Here is a 15,612-nt window from a genome sequence, read left to right on the forward strand (position 1 = left end):
CTACCGGCCCCAGCCGCCGCGTCAGGGGCAGCTAGCGCTGCGCCACCAGGGTGCTCAACCTGAACGGCAGCTTCCGCTCACGCTCCACCTTGCGGGCCCGCTCCACCAGCGCCTCGCGCGTCAGCCGCGACGGGCCTTCCAGCCCCACCAGGACGCGGTTGGTCGTGGTGGGCACCTCGAAGATGGACAGGCCGTGGAAGCTCACCTGGTAGGTGCGCACCATCGCTTCGTAGTGCGGGTTCCCCGCGGACTCCCAGACGTTGCTCACCACCGCCCCGCCCCGCGTCAGCCGTGAACGCACCGCGCCCAGGAACTCGCGCGTGGCCAGGTGCCCGGGAATCTGATCCGCCCCGTATGCATCCAGGAAGATGAGGTCGTAGGGCGGCCCGTCCGCCTCGATGAAGGCCCGCCCGTCCCCCACGTGCGCGCGCAGGAGCGCGTCCTCCTGGAAGCCGCAGTACTCCTTCGCGGCGTCCACCACCGCCGCGTCCAGCTCCACCACGTCGATGTGCGTGTCCGGCAGCACCGCGTGCAGGAACATGGGGATGGAGCCGCCGCCCAATCCGATGGCGAGGATGTTCTCCGGCTGGGGCACGAACGCCAGCGCCACCATCGCCATGCGGGTGTACGGCAGCTCCAGCCGCAGCGGTTCGCCAGGCCACACCACGCTCTGGCGCGCCCCCCCGTCGCCGAAGCGCAACGAGCGGCGTCCTTCCTCGTCCTCGGTGACGATGACGGGCCCGGAGCCGTCATCGCGCTCGTCCTCTTCCGCCAGGACCCGGGCTCCCTACTTCGCGTCCGTCACCGGCAGGGGTCCGCTGTCCAACACCCGCTGCGCCGTCACCGCCGGCCCGTACCGCGGCGTCTGGATGGGCGTGCCCTGCGCGTCCTTCCCCTGGCTCAGCGTCATTGCGTCCGCGTCCGGCAGGTAGCCCACGCGCAGGGACACCTCGCGCACGGTGGACAGCTCGCGCGTCTCCTCCGGGCCCGTGGCGTAGGGCAGCGCGGTGCGCAGGGGCAGCGGCACCACCACGCGGCGATTCGCCGTGGCGCCCGGCTCCACGCGGCTGACCGCGGGCACCTCCGGTGCCTCCACCGCCAGGTCTTCCGGCACCGGCAGCAACATCCGCGACAGCACCACCTTGCCGCCGGACAGGTCCACGTAGGCCCGCTCGGGCGCCAGCGTGAGGTGGCCGCTGAAGCCCACGTCCCACAGGCCGTCCGTGAGCAGCACGGCCTTCTGCGTCCGGTTGTGCACCGCGTAGGTGACGGCGAGCGTGTCCGCCTCGCGCGCCACCGACTCCACCTTCAGCTCCACGTCCGCCTGGGCCACGCGCTGTCCTCCTGGATCCGCTGCTGGGGGCGCGGGCCGCTCCGGCGCCCGCGCACAGCCCATGATGATTGCCAGCGCCATGATGGCACCAGCGCGGCGGAAGGTCTTCATCCCCCGAATCCTAGTAGCGCGGGCGGGTCGGCAGGTTCAGATCGTCGCGCAGGACGTTCTCTCCGGGACGTCCGCCCTGCACCACGTCCGGCGTGGACGGGTCCTGGTCCAGGTCGATGGGCAGGCCCACCGCGGAGGTCTCCAGGTTGCGCGTGCCGTCCTTGGAGCCCAGCGCCAGCGTGCCGTTGTTCATGTCCGACGCGTGAACCAGCTCGTGGAACAGGCCCACGACGGGCGGGCGGTTCATCCACTCCTCGCTGCCCAGCGAGATGCGCGTGGTGTTGTAGTTCACCTGCGAGTCCGTGCCCTTGCCCGGCGTGCCGTCCGCGTTCATGAAGCCGTCGTTGAAGTTCGTGCCGCCCGCGCTGTTGCCGCTGGACGTCTCGCGGATGACCGTCTTCTTGCCGCTGTCGTCCAGCGTGCGCAGCAGGTCCTGGCCCGAAGGCAGCGAGCGCATCGCGTCCAGGTCCGACTGCACGCGCGCCTGGAACTCCGCGCTGCCCGTCACGGAGACAGAGGAGCCCCGCTGGTCCGCGTCCGTCATGTCGACGATTTCGCGCTCGCCCTCGGCCGCGTCGGCGGTGGTCTCGCCCTCCTCCACGTAGAGCTTGTCCGTGCCCGTGCCGCCACGGACCGTGTCCTTGCCCGCGCCGCCTGCCACCGCGTCGTTGCCCGCGCCGCCGCTCAGCGTGTCGTCGCCGCGCCCGCCAATGACCTGGTCGTCGCCCTCGCCGCCATAGGCCCGGTCGTTGCCCGCGCCCGCGTCGATGTAGTCCCGGCCCTTGCCGCCGGACAGGTAGTCGTTGCCGTCCAGGCCGTACATCACGTCGCGGCCCTCGCCACCCATGATGCGGTCATCGCCCGCGCCGCCCTCCAGGTAGTCGTCGCCGTCCATGCCCTTCAGCGTGTCCTTGCCCTCGCCACCGATGATGGTGTCGTTGCCCGCGCCGCCGATGAGCGTGTCATTGCCCGCGCCGCCCGTGAGCTTGTCGTCGCCGTCACCGCCGTCCAGGGTGACGTCCTGCGTGACGCTCGCGTCCACGGTGATGGAGTCGTTGCCGGCGCCGCCGTTGATGATGACGCCCTTGGACTGTTCGGCGGTGAGGTTCACCGTGTCGCTGCCGGACGTGATGGTGAGCCCGCCGTTCTTGTTCTGCGTCACCTTCGCGGTGTTGTTGCCCGCGCCCAGGTCCACCACCGTGCGCCCATCCGCGTTCGTGCTCACCTGCGGCGCGAGCGCCTTCGCCACACCCTTGGCGACCTTGTCGATGGCCGAACCGATGCCCGAAGCGATACCGCCCAGGAAGCCGCCGCCGTCCTTGTCCTTCTTCACCGCCGTCTCGGTGGTGCGGACCTCCGACAGCTGGGGACGTGAACCCGCGCGAGGCCCGGAGTCGAAGCCGTCCGACATCCGCTGCGTGACGGCGGCCTTCACCGCGTTGGGCTTCGCCAGCGTGGCGGGCGTCTTCGGCTGCGGGGTGCTGACAGGGGACGTCGTGCGCGAGCCGGGCTTGCCAATCGTGGTCATGTCGCTTCTCCCAGGTGACGGAGACACCTGGCCAGGGGTCCGGGCGACGGGGCGCCAGGGTCGGCAGAACGCCGACATTCCAGATTGTCGTGAACGTTTGCCGCCAGTTGCGTCGCCCGACCCGGAACGACACGGCGCGGCACGGAAGCCCCTGGAATCGTTGTGTTTCTCAATTCCCGATTCGCGAGATGGTTTCCAGTTTTTCATGTATTACAGCTTCACCGCCTCCCCCCCATTCATCGGGGAACGGAGGACGGATGACGGGAGGGAGCACCGCATGAAGCTGAAGACGTTGCTGTCCGCCGGGGTGGCGTTGGCCGCCGCGGCGTGGGCTGGTCCAGGAGTGGCGGCCACGGCGAACGGCCCCATCTGCGACCCGGCGGCCTACGTGAACTCGACCACCTATTACAACTGCACCGGGAGCAGCCACACTGCGCTGGATATCGGCAACGGATCCTGCGGCGAGTGGAACCACCGCGGCATGCTGGTGGGCAACTACTACTATTACTACTACGGCGGCTGCGCGGCGGCCTGCTACGGCTCCACCTGCAACGGTGGCGCGGGCAACTACTACGTGGTGTCCGGCGCGAACGGCTGGGACTTCCGCCAGCTGCACTTCTACGCCAACGTCAGCTCTGGCACGAAGACGTGCGACCGCTGCGCGCTGGGGCTCGTGGGCGGCACGGGCAGCGCCACCGGCCCGCACGTGCACGCGGACAACCGGCAGTACGGCACGCGCAAGTCGGCCTGGTACACCAGCGTCGGCACCACGTGCGGCACCAACGCCAACTGCACCAACCGGCTGGGCGTTCCCACGCTGTAGCCAAAGCGTGCAGGTGTCCTCGGGCAGGGGCCGCACGTCCCCTGCCCGGCTTCACGTCTCCGACGTCCGGCGCGCGTGCGCCCGTCGTTCCTCTTCCGCGTGAGTTCCCTTCGACATGACCTCCCGTCCACTCTTCAAGGTCGCGCTCGCCGGCCTCGTCCTCCTCGTCGCCCTGGGCGTCGTGTGGTGGCGGGGCTCGGCTGGGAGCGATGACGCCGGTCCTTCGCTGCCCGTCGCGGCGATTCCTTCCGTGCCCACGGCCGCAGCCGGGAATGGCGCCACCGGGGAGCCTCCGCCCGCCGCGCGCGCTGGACCTCGCGAGGAGATCCCCATGCCCGGGTGCTGGGACGGGCTGGCAGCGTTGGACAGGTCCGCGACGATGGAGTCGCTGCATGCCTCCGTGGCCGCAGCCATCCAGGCGCGCGACACCGCGCTGGTGGCCTACCTCCAGGAGCGCCTGACGGAGCTCGTGGGCAACGACCCGGACCGCGCACTGCAACTGTTGGCGTGGGCGGTGAACGCCGCGCCGCCGGAGTCGCTCATCTACCTGGAGGCCCTCAAGACCGCGCCCGCCGTGCGACACCCGCGCGTCACGGAGAAGCTGATGGCGGTGGCCGAGAACAAGTCGCTGTTCACCCAGGACCGCGCCGCCGTCCTGGACGCGCTGGAGACGCAGCACCGCTTCACGCCGGAGACGCGCGGCCGAATCAAGGCCATCGCGATGGATGACTCCGCGGACTCCGCCGCGTGGGTGGCCACGCGCACGCTGGGCCGGGTCATGAAGGAGGACTACGAGCGCACCGGCACGTATGCGCCGTACTGGAAGGACCTGCTGGACATCGGCACCACGTCGGAGGACACGGCGGTGCGGCTGCTCGCGCTGGAGATGCCGTCGTACTCCGACCCGCTGCTCGACTCGGACTCCATCGATGCGCTGGCGAAGGTGATGCGCACCGACAAGGAGCGCGACGTGCGCGAGATGGCCGCCTTCCGGCTCGCCGTCACCGAGGACCCGCAGAAGGCCCTTGCCGCGTACCGCGCTGCCTTCGACGGCGAGCACGACTTGTGCGTGCGCTGGGCCTTCCTGCGCTTCGCGGTGCGCGCGGCTGGCGCGGACGCACTGCCCCTGGTGGAGGAGTTCGCGCGCAAGGACCCACGCCTGCGGCAGGACTATCTGGACTTCAAGGCGCTGTACGCCACCGGCACCACGGACTTCGCGCGCATCTGGATGGGCAAGAAGGAACATCACGACTGCGTGGTCGAGGAAGGAGCGCCGCACTGATGGGCTCGCGAACGATGAAGGCCCGGGTGCTCTGGCTGTCGCTCCTGCCAGGACTGGTCCTGGCGCAGGGCGCGCCTGTCGCCACTCCCACCCGGACGGCCTGCACGGTGGAGGGCATGCTGGACGAGGTGCGCGTGGCCATGAAGACGGGCTCGCCCGCGTACCGCAAATACGCACGCCTGCGTTTGAAGGAGGCCGCCATCGCCATGCCGCCGGAGGCCCTGGGCCGGGCCGTGAGCCAGGAGCGCGACCCCGCCGTGCTGGAGGCCGTGGGCGCGGCGCTGGCCACCAAGGCAAGCAACGCGCAGAAGCCGGAGCTGCTCCAGCCGCTGCTCTCCCGCGCGAGTCAGGACGCGGACCCCGGCCTGCGCGCCGCGGCGGTGCGCGCGCTCCAGGGCTCACCTTCGGTGGAGTTCATGGCGAAGAACGGCGACGTCGTCACCTACGAGCAGCTCGTGCGCGACAGCGCGCCGGAGGTGCGCCAGGCGGTGGTGGAGAACCTGGTGACGGAGAGCGCGGGCATCTACTTCGGCCACAACCCGGAGCTGGCGGAAGCGGCGGTGAAGGTCGCCTCGGCCACGGACGACCCGGCGCTGGCCACGCGCCTGCTCGGCGAGGTCTCCATGGAGGCCGCGAGCCCGGAGGTGGTGCGCAAGCTCACCCAACAGCTGAGCTCGGAGAACGCGGGCCTGCGCGCGGCGGCGGCGAAGGCGCTGGGCGGCGTGCCGGGCTCCGAGTCCGCGGGCGCGCGCCGTTCGCTCACCTCGCTGTACCGGAGCGACAGCGACCTCGCGGTGCGCAAGTCGGCATTGGAGGGACTGGCGCGGCTGGGCCAGTCCGGCGCCCGGCCGCTCCTGGAGTCCCTGCGCGGCGTGGACAAGCGCCTGGATCCAGAAATCGACGCGTGGCTGTCCGCGCTCCAGCGCAACCTCCAGGAGTGGCACCTCATCCTGCGGGAGAAGCAGCGCTTGTCGCCCTGAGTGCGTCCGCTGGGGAACGGCTGTTCCATGGCGGGCATCCTTCACGCCCGGCCCCGCCGAAAAGGTGGCCGGGCGGCGGGGAGAGCGGCAGGTTGAGGGGGCCATGTTCGACAGCGGTTTCGGCTCGTCCACCCTCGCCCTGGCGCTCGTTGGCAGCGCCGTCACCGTCCTCTCCACCAGCCTGGGCGCCGTGCCCGCCCTGGCCATGGGCGGCATCTCCCAGCGCACCAGGGACGTGCTGATGGGCTTCAGCGCGGGCGTGATGCTCGCGGCCACGGCCTTCTCGCTCGTCGTGCCCGCCATCCACCTGGCGGAGGAGCGCTCCACGTCGCGCTTCGTCCCCGCACTGATCGTGGGGGGCAGCATGCTGGGGGGGGGCCTGTTCCTGCACCTGTGCAACCGCTTCATCCCGCACGAGCACTTCATCAAGGGCCAGGAGGGCAACGCGCAGGCGGCGAACCTGAAGCGCATCTGGTTGTTCGTGCTGGCCATCGCGCTGCACAACTTCCCGGAGGGCCTGGCGGTGGGCACCGGCGTGGGCAGCCGCTCCATGGCCATCGCCGCGCCCATCCTCGTGGGCATCGGCCTGCAGGACATCCCAGAGGGTTTCGTCGTCGCGCTGGCGCTGATGGGCGTGGCGTACAGCCGCAAGCAGGCGGTGCTGGTGGCGCTCTACACGGGGCTGGTGGAGGGCGTGGCCGCGCTGGTGGGCTTCTTCGCCACGTCGTTCGCTTCAGGCGTGCTGCCGTGGGCGCTCTCGTTCGCGGGCGGCTCCATGCTGTACGTCGTCAGCGACGAGATGATCCCCGAAAGCCACCGCCAGGAGTACGCGAAGGAGGCCACCGCCGGGCTGATGGTGGGCTTCGTGCTGATGATGTTCCTGGACGTGACGCTGAGCTGACGCTTTGCATGCGCGCACCGCGTCTGTGTCCTGCCGGACACCCGGCTGCCCCGCCCCGTGTGGCCCGGACGTGGTAGTTTCAGGTGCATGTCTGTGTCGGATCGAACCCGCGTCGACGGGACCCCCGGGGAGTCGAAGGACAAGGGCGCCCACCTGGACGAGGAGGGGCAGGAGGCCGCGCTCCACGTGACGCTGCCGTACGAGCAGGCCCGCCGTCCGGGGGACCTGCCCACGGTGCGCCGCTTCCGCCTGTCCGTGGTGGAGGGCCCGGGCGCGGGCATGGTGTGGGAGTCCACGGCGGACACCTGCTCGGTGGGCTCGCATCCGCTCAACGACTTCGCGGTGGAGGACTCCACCGTGTCGCGCTTCCACTGCGAGGTGCGCATCGGGCCCAAGGGCCCGCAGGTGAAGGACCTGGACAGCCTCAACGGCGTCATCGTGGACGGCGTGCAGGTGGTCGAGGGCATCCTGCGCAGCGGCAGCCTGCTGCGGCTGGGCCGCGTGGTGCTGCGGTTCGACTTCAGCGCGGAGAGCAACCGGCTGCCCCTGTCGGAGTTGACGCGCTTCGGCACGCTGGTGGGTACGTCCGTGGCCATGCGCGGCTGCTTCGCGATGATGGAGCGGGCCTCCGCGCGCGACGTCACGGTGCTGCTGGAGGGAGAGACGGGCACGGGCAAGAGCCAGGCGGCGCTCGCCATCCACCAGGCCAGCCGGCGCAAGGACGCGGCGTTCCTGGTGGTGGACTGCGGCGCCATCCCCGCGCACATCCTGGAGAGCGAGCTGTTCGGCCACGAGAAGGGCTCCTTCACCGGCGCGGTGAGCCGGCGCGCGGGCGTCTTCGAGGAGGCCGACGGCGGCACCGTCTTCCTGGACGAGATTGGCGAGCTTCCCCCGGAGTTGCAGCCCAAGCTCTTGCGCGTGCTGGAGAACCGGGAGATCCGCCGGGTGGGCAGCAACACGTACCAGCCGGTGGACGTCCGGCTCATCGCGGCCACGCACCGCGACCTGCGCGCGGAGGTGAACGCGGGCCGCTTCCGCTCCGACCTGTTCTTCCGGCTCGCGGTGCTGCGCATCGCCATGCCGTCCCTGCGCCAGCGGCCGGAGGACCTGTCCATGCTGGTGTCGGGCATCCTGGCGTCGCTGGGCGCGGACCCGGAGCGCACGGGCGCGCTGCGCACGCCGGAGTTCCTGTCGCGCCTGAGGCACGCGGCGTGGCCGGGCAACGTGCGCGAACTGCGCAACCACCTGGAGCGCTGCCTGGTGTTCGAGGACGCGCTGCCGCTGGCGGAGGAGGACTCTCGCCCGGAGGGCAGCCCGCTGGAGTTGGACCTGTCGCGGCCGTACGCGGAGCAGCGCAGGCGCGTGGTGGACGACTTCGAGCGGAGATACCTGCGGGCGCTCCTGGAGAAGCACCAGGGCAAGGTGGCCCAGGCCGCCGTCACCGCCGGCATGGACCGCGTGCACTTCTACCGGCTGCTGCGCAGGCACGGCATCAAGCCGTAGGCGGCTTCAGCGCCGGGAGGAGAGCCGCCAACGCTCGGAGGCATCCGGCACGGGACTGACGACGAAGTCCGCCTCCAGTCCCCGCAGCGCCGGGCCGGTGACGATGGGCGTGGCCGCTTCTCCGTCACCCCGCACCCAACCGGGCAGGTGGAGCAGGCCCCCTTCCCCGCCCGCCGCGTCCCACGCGGAGGCAGTGGCTTCCGTCCAGCCGTGAGCCTCTTCCCGCGACGTCAGCCGGTCCACGTGCACGGTGACGTGCAGGCGCGCGGTGGAGGTGCCCTTCCCCGTCAGCGCGAGCCCCACGTCCAGCACCCGCGCCCGCAGCTCCCGTTCGCGTCGCACGTCGTCCGGGAGGCTGGCCACGGCGAGCAGGCACGCACCGCCCATCACCCGCACCTCCATGCCGGCCTCGCGCGCCAGCGTGCTCGCGCGCTCCAGGCCCGCGTCCAGATCCTCCATCGCCGCGGGGTCCGGTTCTCCCGTCAGCCGGGCCTCCACGTACAGCCCCACCGCGCGAGGGACGGCCACCGGTGCCGCGCCTCCCAGCACCGCGCCCCGCAGGTCCTCCAGGAGCGCGTCCACGTCCGGGTGGCGTTCCTCGCGCGCCTTGCGCAGACACCGCAGCACCACCGCGTCCAGCGCGGCGGACACCGGCGCGTGCTCTCCGGGGCGTGGCGGCGGCGCGTGCAGGTGCTGCTGCTCCACCTCGTGGCGCGTGGTGCCCTGGAAGGGCGGCATGCCCGTGAGCAGTTGGAAGAGCAGCACGCCCGCGGCGTACAGGTCCGTGCGCGCGTCCGGCACCTCCCCGCGGATCTGCTCCGGCGCCATGGACAGCGGCGTGCCCAGCACCACGCCGGTGTGCGTGAGCGACGAGCTGCCCGGAGCGCCCGGCACCAGCCCCTTCGCCACGCCGAAGTCCACCAGCTTCACGGCGGGGCCGCCGCGCCCCGGGGCGAGCCGCACCACGTTCTGCACCTTCAGGTCGCGGTGCACCACGCCCGCCGCGTGCGCCACCCGCAGCGCCGCGCCCACCTGCTCCATCACCTCCAACACCTCGCGCGGGGACAGGGGCCCGCGCGTGGCCAGCTCCGCCGCCAGGTCCTGCCCCTCCAGCCACTCCATGGCGATGAAGGGCCGGCCGTCCGACAGCTCGCCGTACCCCAGCACCGTGACGATGTGCGGATGGCGCAGCCGCTGCAACGTGGCGGCTTCACGCCGGAAGCGCCGCAGCGCCACCGCCGCCGCGGCCACTTGCGGGTGCAGCACCTTCAGCGCCGCGGGCACGCCGGATTGCGCGTGCCGCGCCCGGTACAGCGCGGACACGGGGCCGTGGACCTGGACGCGGTCCACGACCCACTCGCCCACGAGCGCGCCGGGCCGAAGCTCCTCGCCGTAGAGGGCCTCCTCGCCATTGCCCGCCATGGGCTAGCGCTTGCCCCGTGAGGTCTCCTGGGGCGGCGGGGGCTCCGTCCAGCGCTTGCACAGCTGCAGATGCTGATCATCCACCAGGTCGCACGCGCCGTTGAGGAAGACGGTGACGGGCTCCTCCCAGACCTGGTTGGACGTGTCCATGCAGGCCTCGAAGTCGCCGTCGCCCGACAGCAGCGAGCCGTCCTGCGTCTTGCACTGGTAGGGCGTGTTCGGGGTGGTGCTCCAGCACGGCCCCGTCACGGTGGCCGCGCAGTCCTCTTCCGTGCCCGGCAGCGCGCACACGCGGTAGGTCGCGTACGCCCGGCCGTACACCCAGCCCGGGTCGTAGCAGGAGTAGAGGTCCTTGAAGACGGGCTTCGACTGGCGGCCCTTCGGACGGTTGATGGTGTAGCGGTCCTTCTGCCCCGCCACCAACGTCACCGTCACGTTGATGTCGTCACGGAGCGCGTCCCTGCCGAAGAGGTTGCCGTAGAAGGCGCCCTCGCGAACCCGGTACACGGCGCGCTCGGAGAGCGGCGCCTGCACTCCCGCCGAGACGCCCACGGTCGCAGTGCCCTCCGCGTCGCTGTCCCAGGGCGCGGTCATCACCGTGAAGTACCCACCCGACACAGGGCAGGTGAAGTTCACGGAGGGGTCCGTGTCCGTGGAGGACGAGGGGTCCGTGGACTCCGGCACGCACCCCTGGCTGGACTCCACGTGGCGCGCGTCCGTCTTGTCGCAGCCGGCGATGCCCCGGCACACGCGCAGCACCATGCGTGCTTCGCCGCTGGAACCCAGCGGCGTCCCGGACGGGCAGACCGCCGGGCCGCCCGCGCCCACGGAGATGGTCTGCCCCGCCGGGCACCACCCCACCGAGTGCATCTTCCAGCCGCAGTTCCGCTCCGCGCCCACCGTCTGTTCGTCGCACGGCACGGCGCTGTTCACGGACGCGGTCGTGGTCGGCACGTGGTCGAGCGGTACCGTCCATGCGTCCAGCGCGAACGGCTGCGCGATGGAGAGGTCGGGCTCATGGATCTCTCCGCGCATGGACAGCTCCACGCGGTAGCCCAGGCCGTTGTTGCGCGATAGGAGGCACGCCGTCACGCGCCGGAGGCATGCTTCTCCCGGCGCCTGCGTGCGCCACCACGGACAGAGGCCCGCGGAGCCGGCCCATTCACTGCGCTGAGAACCGGAGGGTTGGAAGGGGTTGAGGTATTCGAGCGTCTCCCCCTCGCCCAACGCACAGCTCACCAGGTACGCCATGAAGCGCTGCGCGTAGGGGTCGCGGAGCTGGTTGTTGATGAGCGCGGTGCCCATGCCAGGGCTCATCACGTCCGGGTCGAAGAGGGACTCCAGCGAGTTCGTGGACAGGGCCGCGTTGGCGTCATGGTTCGCGGCGATGGCGTTGAGCACCAGCTCCCGCGTCGTGAGCGAGTTGGCGATGCGGATGTCCGCCTTGCTCGTGCCGAGCTCGACGTCGGAATCGGCGCTGGCGGTGGTGTCTTCCGGGAGCGCGGGTTCGCAGCCGGTCAGGGCCAGCAACAGGAAACACCAGGGGACTCGGAGGACGGAGGAGGCCATCGCGCGAACACTCCTTGGGTAGGATTCGGAAACAGGAAGGGAAGGAAACCCCAGGCGCGGCCCTCTTGTCTCCCTGTAGCGTGAAAGGTTACGTGCGCGGCACCGTGTAACGATTCCCGTTACAACGCTGAGGGTACGAGCGCGGCACGCAATGCGTGGAAACGCGTAGACCACAGCGGGGCTTCCGCCACGACAGGGCCGGCGCGTTCGAGCCACGCGAGGGCTTCTTCCATGGCGCCCGTGCGGCGCGCGATGGCGGTGGCCTGAAGGAGGATCTCCGCCTTCTCATCCGGTGAGGCCAGCGCGTCCGCTTCGGTGTGGAGCGCGGCCCAGTCCGTCGCTTGGAAGGCGCCGGCGGCCTGTTGATGGACCTGAAGCTCCACCAGCCTCCGCATGATGGCGGTGGGCGGCAGGGATTCCGGCGGACAGCGCTCCGAAATCCAGGCGAGCTGGCGGGCCGCCGCTGCCTCGTCTCCCGCGGCGGCCTGGATGCGGGCGATGAGCAGCGCGTCCACGGGCACGGGGTGTTCGCGGAAGAAGCGCACGCCCAACTCATGCGCTCGCTGCGCGAGGGGGAGCGCTTCGTCCAGGCGGCCCTGCATGTAGAGGACCTCCGCCAGGTTGAAGGTGGACCAGCGCTCCATCTGCGCGTGGGCCAATTCGCGGCCCAGCGCCATGGCGCGACGCAGGTCCGCTTCCATGCGGGGCACGTCGCCCTGGCGGAGCCACAAGAGGACGCGGTTGCACAGCACGGCGGCCTTGTGCAGTCCGTCGCCCGCGGCCTCGCAGCGCTCCAGGGCTTCGTCGAAGCGTTCGGCGGCTTCTGGCGCGCGGTCCAGGAAGGTGAGCGCGGAGCCCAGCAGGGCCAGCGACACGACCAGCGTCTCGTGGTCCCGGGCGCGCTCGGAGCCTTCGGCGGTGGAGGTGAGCACGCGGGCCGCGGCGGCCCACTCGCCCTGACGCACGTGCAGACGGCCCCGGGCCAGGCCACAGCGAAGGGACAGGCGCGGCGCGTCCAGGGGCTCGATGGCGTCGAGTGCTTCGCGCGTGCAGACGGCGGAGCCATCCGAGTCCTCCATCCAGTCGCGCGCGGTGGCTTCCTCCAGCAGCAGGTCCACTTCGAGCGCGGCGTCGCCCCGGATGCGGGCCAGGGCGCGCGCGGCGGACAGGTCCGCGAGGCTTTCCCGGAAGCGCTGGAGGCGGTGGCGGACCTTGCCTCGTCCCGCGAGCGCCTGGGCCCGGCGCGCATCATCGGATTCCGGAAGGAGCGCGAGCGCGCGCGTGTAGTGCTGCTCCGCTTCCACGGGCAGGTGACCGGAGCGGGCCTCCTCGGCCAGCGACAGGTAGTCGCGCGAGGCCTCCTGGTGGGCACCGCAGACGGCCGCGTGGTGCGCACGGCGGCGGCGTTCGGCCACGTCGTCGCCCACGCTGGCCTTGAGTGCGGCGGCGTGCAGTGCGCGGCGGGGTGCGGGAGGCAGCAGGGCCTCCAGGGCCTCGCGCAGCAGCGGGTGGCGGAAGGCGAAGCGGCCCGGGCTGGTGGGACGCAGGAGGCCCGCGCGGGTCAGTCGCTGTAGGCCTGCGCCCGCGTCCAGCGCGGCGGCTCGCGACAGCTCCGGTCCCGCGGTCAGGTGGCGTAGGGCCGCGTCCACGCGTGCGACGTCCACCTCCGTGCCGAGCACCGCGCACAGCCGCGCGAGAACACGGTGGGCTTCCGGAAGGCCCGCGAGCACGCGTGGAGCCAGCCGTTCGAACAGCGGCGTGACGGAGACATCCAGCAGCGCATCCGGCGCGACGTACCATCCGCCCCCCGGCGCCGAACGCAGGGCCCCGGCGGCTCGGAGCGCGCGAGCCAGTTCGACGAGGGACAGGGGCACGCCTTGCGCCAGGAGTTCCAGGCGCGCGAGCACGGGTTCGGGGATGTGCTCCGCCGGACGCAGCAGGTGGACGAGCACCGCACGGCTGGCTTCCGGAGGCAGGGGCGGCAGCGTGTGGCGTGAGACGTGGGCGCTGCGCTCGCCCAGGTGGGGACGCAGGCCCAGCAGCGAAGGACGTCCGGCGACGCAGATCCAAAGGGACGCCCGCGGTCCTTCGAGCGTGGCGCGCTCGAGCACATCCAGGCTCAGGGGATCCGCGAGGTGGGCATCGTCCAGCAACAGCACGAGCGGGGCTTCACGTGCCTGGGCAACGAGGGCCTCGGCCAGGATGCGGGGCTCCGCGGACGGACGGCCCGCGACGGCGCGCAGTGAATCCAGCAGGGCGTTGGACAGCGACGCATCCGGAGGAGGCGCGCGCAGGCGGACGACCCGGGCGTGGCCCGTGGACTCCAACTGGAGCGCGAGCGCCTTGAGCAACCGTGACTTGCCATGCCCCACCTCGCCGGTGAGCACGCCCAGGCCCGGTGCCGAGGACGACAGGCTCCGCGCCGCGTCCGCGACCAGGGCATCCAGCAGCGCATCGCGGCCCACGAACGGAGGAGGCTCTCCATCAGCGCGAGCTCCGTCCTCGTCGTGGAGGCGCAGACGGAAGACCGCGCCGTTCTCGCGCTCGGTGTCCCCGGATCCTGGTGACGCCGCGCGTGGACTCTCCGCGGCCGCTTGCGACGAAGTGGACTCGCGGATTGCGGACTCCCGCACCGCAGGGCGCGCGTCGCCTGCGTTCCCCGGCCCTGCCGTGGATCCGATGCTCTCGGGACGCTGTTCCTCCCGCGCGCCAGGATCACGAATCCCGAGCGAGGCTTCGATGTCGTCAGGCTTGCTGACGGGCTCGATCCACCCGGGCTCCAGCCTCGCGACCGCCTCCGGTGTCACCCGCACTTCGCCCTGCGCGAGTGCCCTCCCCCACCACGTCTCCGGCCGCTCCAGCGCGGCACCCGCGATGCGCGGCAACGTGGTGCCGGGATGCACGTACAGCACCGCGACGTGCAGGACCGCGGAGGCCTCTCCGGACTCCACCAACCGCCGTGCCGCGAGCGCTCCCGCGCGCACGTTCGCCTCCGCCGACAACGACTCGCAAAAGACGAGTACGTAGCCGCCCGCCGCGACCCGTGCCAGCACTCCGCCGAACGGCTCCAGCGTGGCCGCCAGCCCTTCCACCGACGCGGCCGTGCGCAGCCCCAGCACCGCCACCGGACGCGCGCCCGCGAACGTCACCAGCGCCTGCGCCGACCGCGCATCCCTCGCCCCGACGACACCGGACAGCGAAGGCCCTTCCGCGCACGCGGCCTCGAACGCGGCCAGCAACTCCTCCGCGCTCGCGTACCGTTCCGCCGGCTCCTTGGCCAGACACCGCGCCACCACCGCGTCCAGCGCCCCCGGAACCTGCGCCCGCTCCGACACGCGCGGCGGACGCTGGCTCACGTGGCCTTCGCGCACCTCGTCCGGAGTGCCGTGGAACGGCGGCGTCCCCGTGAGCAACTCGAAGAGCAGGACGCCCAACGCGTAGATGTCCGCGGCCGGACCCGCCTCGCGCGCGTCCAGGCACTGCTCCGGCGACATGTAGACCGTCGTGCCCGCGCGGTTGCCCGCCTCCTCCGCCGGCCCCGCGTCCATCCATCGCGCGAGCCCGAAGTCCAGCAGGCTCAGCGCACCACCCTCGCGCAGGAAGATGTTCTCCGGCTTGAGGTCCCGGTGCGCGACTCCCACCGCGTGCACGCGCGCCACAGCCGGACACAGCCCCGTCAGCAGCTCCCGCACCCGCGCCACGGACGCCGCGCCCGTCCCTGGCAGCGCCGCCATCCACGCCGCGAGCGTCTGCCCTCGCAACAGCTCCTGCACCAGGAAGGGCCGGCCTCCCACCCGCCCCTCTTCCAGCACTTCAGGGACCGTGGGCGGCCCGACGCGCCGGAGCGCCTCCGCCTCGTGGGCGAAGCGCGCATGGTGTGGCCCCAGTCCCACCTTGAGCGCCACCTCGCGGCCGTCCGACTCGCGCGCCGCGGTGAAGACGTGGGCGAAGCCCCCCACTCCCAACAGGGCGGCACCGGACAGGCCGGGGACGTCGGGAATCGCCAGCGGCTCCAGGGGGAGACCGGACCCGGCGGCGACGCCATTCACGGGACACGCCGCGCCCGGCGCGAGGCGGCGGTGGCAGACCGGACAGCGCATGCGGATGCCCGGAGGCTACCAGAGCGCCCGCGCCAGCACGATGCCCACCCCCACCAGCCC

The 15,612-nt window shown here is 71.9% G+C and carries 11 protein-coding genes; 5 read left to right on the forward strand and 6 right to left on the reverse strand.

What is annotated here, in order from left to right; all coding sequences use genetic code 11:
• Positions 1 to 31: 31 nt before the first annotated feature.
• From D7Y11_RS36020 to D7Y11_RS36030, 3 genes are all read right to left on the reverse strand, one after another.
• Entirely contained in the window at positions 32 to 700 is a 669-nt protein-coding gene (locus D7Y11_RS36020) for a spermidine synthase (RefSeq protein WP_233607501.1), read from the reverse strand.
• Positions 701 to 787: 87 nt separating this feature from the next.
• Complete coding sequence (locus D7Y11_RS36025) at positions 788 to 1,444, reverse strand: hypothetical protein (RefSeq protein ID WP_120580069.1); 657 nt, start codon at positions 1,442 to 1,444, stop codon at positions 788 to 790.
• A gap of 10 nt (positions 1,445 to 1,454) precedes the next feature.
• Positions 1,455 to 2,972, reverse strand: a complete 1,518-nt coding sequence (locus tag D7Y11_RS36030) for a M91 family zinc metallopeptidase (protein WP_126935940.1) — start codon at positions 2,970 to 2,972, stop codon at positions 1,455 to 1,457.
• 277 nt (positions 2,973 to 3,249) lie between these two features.
• Between D7Y11_RS36030 and D7Y11_RS36035 the strand changes: the two genes are divergently transcribed.
• From D7Y11_RS36035 to D7Y11_RS36055, 5 genes are all read left to right on the forward strand, one after another.
• On the forward strand, positions 3,250 to 3,795 hold the full coding sequence (locus D7Y11_RS36035; protein WP_120580071.1) for a peptidase M23: 546 nt from the start codon (positions 3,250 to 3,252) through the stop codon (positions 3,793 to 3,795).
• A gap of 115 nt (positions 3,796 to 3,910) precedes the next feature.
• Positions 3,911 to 5,077 carry a HEAT repeat domain-containing protein gene (locus D7Y11_RS36040; protein WP_126935941.1) on the forward strand — a complete coding sequence of 389 codons (1,167 nt, stop codon included), beginning with the start codon at positions 3,911 to 3,913 and terminating at the stop codon, positions 5,075 to 5,077.
• Positions 5,077 to 6,057: a HEAT repeat domain-containing protein gene (locus D7Y11_RS36045; protein ID WP_126935942.1), complete on the forward strand. Its 981-nt coding sequence runs from the start codon at positions 5,077 to 5,079 to the stop codon at positions 6,055 to 6,057. The genes D7Y11_RS36040 and D7Y11_RS36045 overlap by 1 nt, the downstream gene beginning before the upstream one ends.
• A gap of 103 nt (positions 6,058 to 6,160) precedes the next feature.
• Entirely contained in the window at positions 6,161 to 6,958 is a 798-nt protein-coding gene (locus D7Y11_RS36050; protein ID WP_126935943.1) for a ZIP family metal transporter, read from the forward strand.
• Between the two features lie 153 nt (positions 6,959 to 7,111).
• Positions 7,112 to 8,461, forward strand: a complete 1,350-nt coding sequence (locus D7Y11_RS36055; RefSeq protein ID WP_120580079.1) for a sigma 54-interacting transcriptional regulator — start codon at positions 7,112 to 7,114, stop codon at positions 8,459 to 8,461.
• 6 nt (positions 8,462 to 8,467) lie between these two features.
• Here D7Y11_RS36055 and D7Y11_RS36060 read toward each other — a convergent pair whose 3' ends face one another.
• The 3 genes from D7Y11_RS36060 to D7Y11_RS36070 form a co-directional block, all read right to left on the reverse strand.
• Entirely contained in the window at positions 8,468 to 9,883 is a 1,416-nt protein-coding gene (locus D7Y11_RS36060; protein ID WP_126935944.1) for a serine/threonine-protein kinase, read from the reverse strand.
• Between the two features lie 3 nt (positions 9,884 to 9,886).
• On the reverse strand, positions 9,887 to 11,452 hold the full coding sequence (locus D7Y11_RS36065) for a hypothetical protein (protein WP_126935945.1): 1,566 nt from the start codon (positions 11,450 to 11,452) through the stop codon (positions 9,887 to 9,889).
• 119 nt (positions 11,453 to 11,571) lie between these two features.
• Positions 11,572 to 15,552 (reverse strand): serine/threonine-protein kinase PknK, encoded by a 3,981-nt coding sequence (locus tag D7Y11_RS36070; RefSeq protein ID WP_126935946.1) that lies wholly within the window; start codon positions 15,550 to 15,552, stop codon positions 11,572 to 11,574.
• Positions 15,553 to 15,612 lie beyond the last annotated feature (60 nt).

It is taken from the genome of Corallococcus sp. AB018 (assembly GCF_003986945.1).
GTDB lineage: Bacteria > Myxococcota > Myxococcia > Myxococcales > Myxococcaceae > Corallococcus > Corallococcus exiguus.

Coding starts and splice junctions, on each gene's coding strand:
- D7Y11_RS36070 (WP_126935946.1), bottom strand. CDS start 15,552: ATGCGCTGTCCGGTCTGCCACCGCCGCCTCGCGCCGGGCGCGGCGTGT.
- D7Y11_RS36045 (WP_126935942.1), top strand. CDS start 5,077: ATGGGCTCGCGAACGATGAAGGCCCGGGTGCTCTGGCTGTCGCTCCTG.
- D7Y11_RS36030 (WP_126935940.1), bottom strand. CDS start 2,972: ATGACCACGATTGGCAAGCCCGGCTCGCGCACGACGTCCCCTGTCAGC.
- D7Y11_RS36025 (WP_120580069.1), bottom strand. CDS start 1,444: ATGAAGACCTTCCGCCGCGCTGGTGCCATCATGGCGCTGGCAATCATC.
- D7Y11_RS36060 (WP_126935944.1), bottom strand. CDS start 9,883: ATGGCGGGCAATGGCGAGGAGGCCCTCTACGGCGAGGAGCTTCGGCCC.
- D7Y11_RS36035 (WP_120580071.1), top strand. CDS start 3,250: ATGAAGCTGAAGACGTTGCTGTCCGCCGGGGTGGCGTTGGCCGCCGCG.
- D7Y11_RS36040 (WP_126935941.1), top strand. CDS start 3,911: ATGACCTCCCGTCCACTCTTCAAGGTCGCGCTCGCCGGCCTCGTCCTC.
- D7Y11_RS36050 (WP_126935943.1), top strand. CDS start 6,161: ATGTTCGACAGCGGTTTCGGCTCGTCCACCCTCGCCCTGGCGCTCGTT.
- D7Y11_RS36065 (WP_126935945.1), bottom strand. CDS start 11,452: ATGGCCTCCTCCGTCCTCCGAGTCCCCTGGTGTTTCCTGTTGCTGGCC.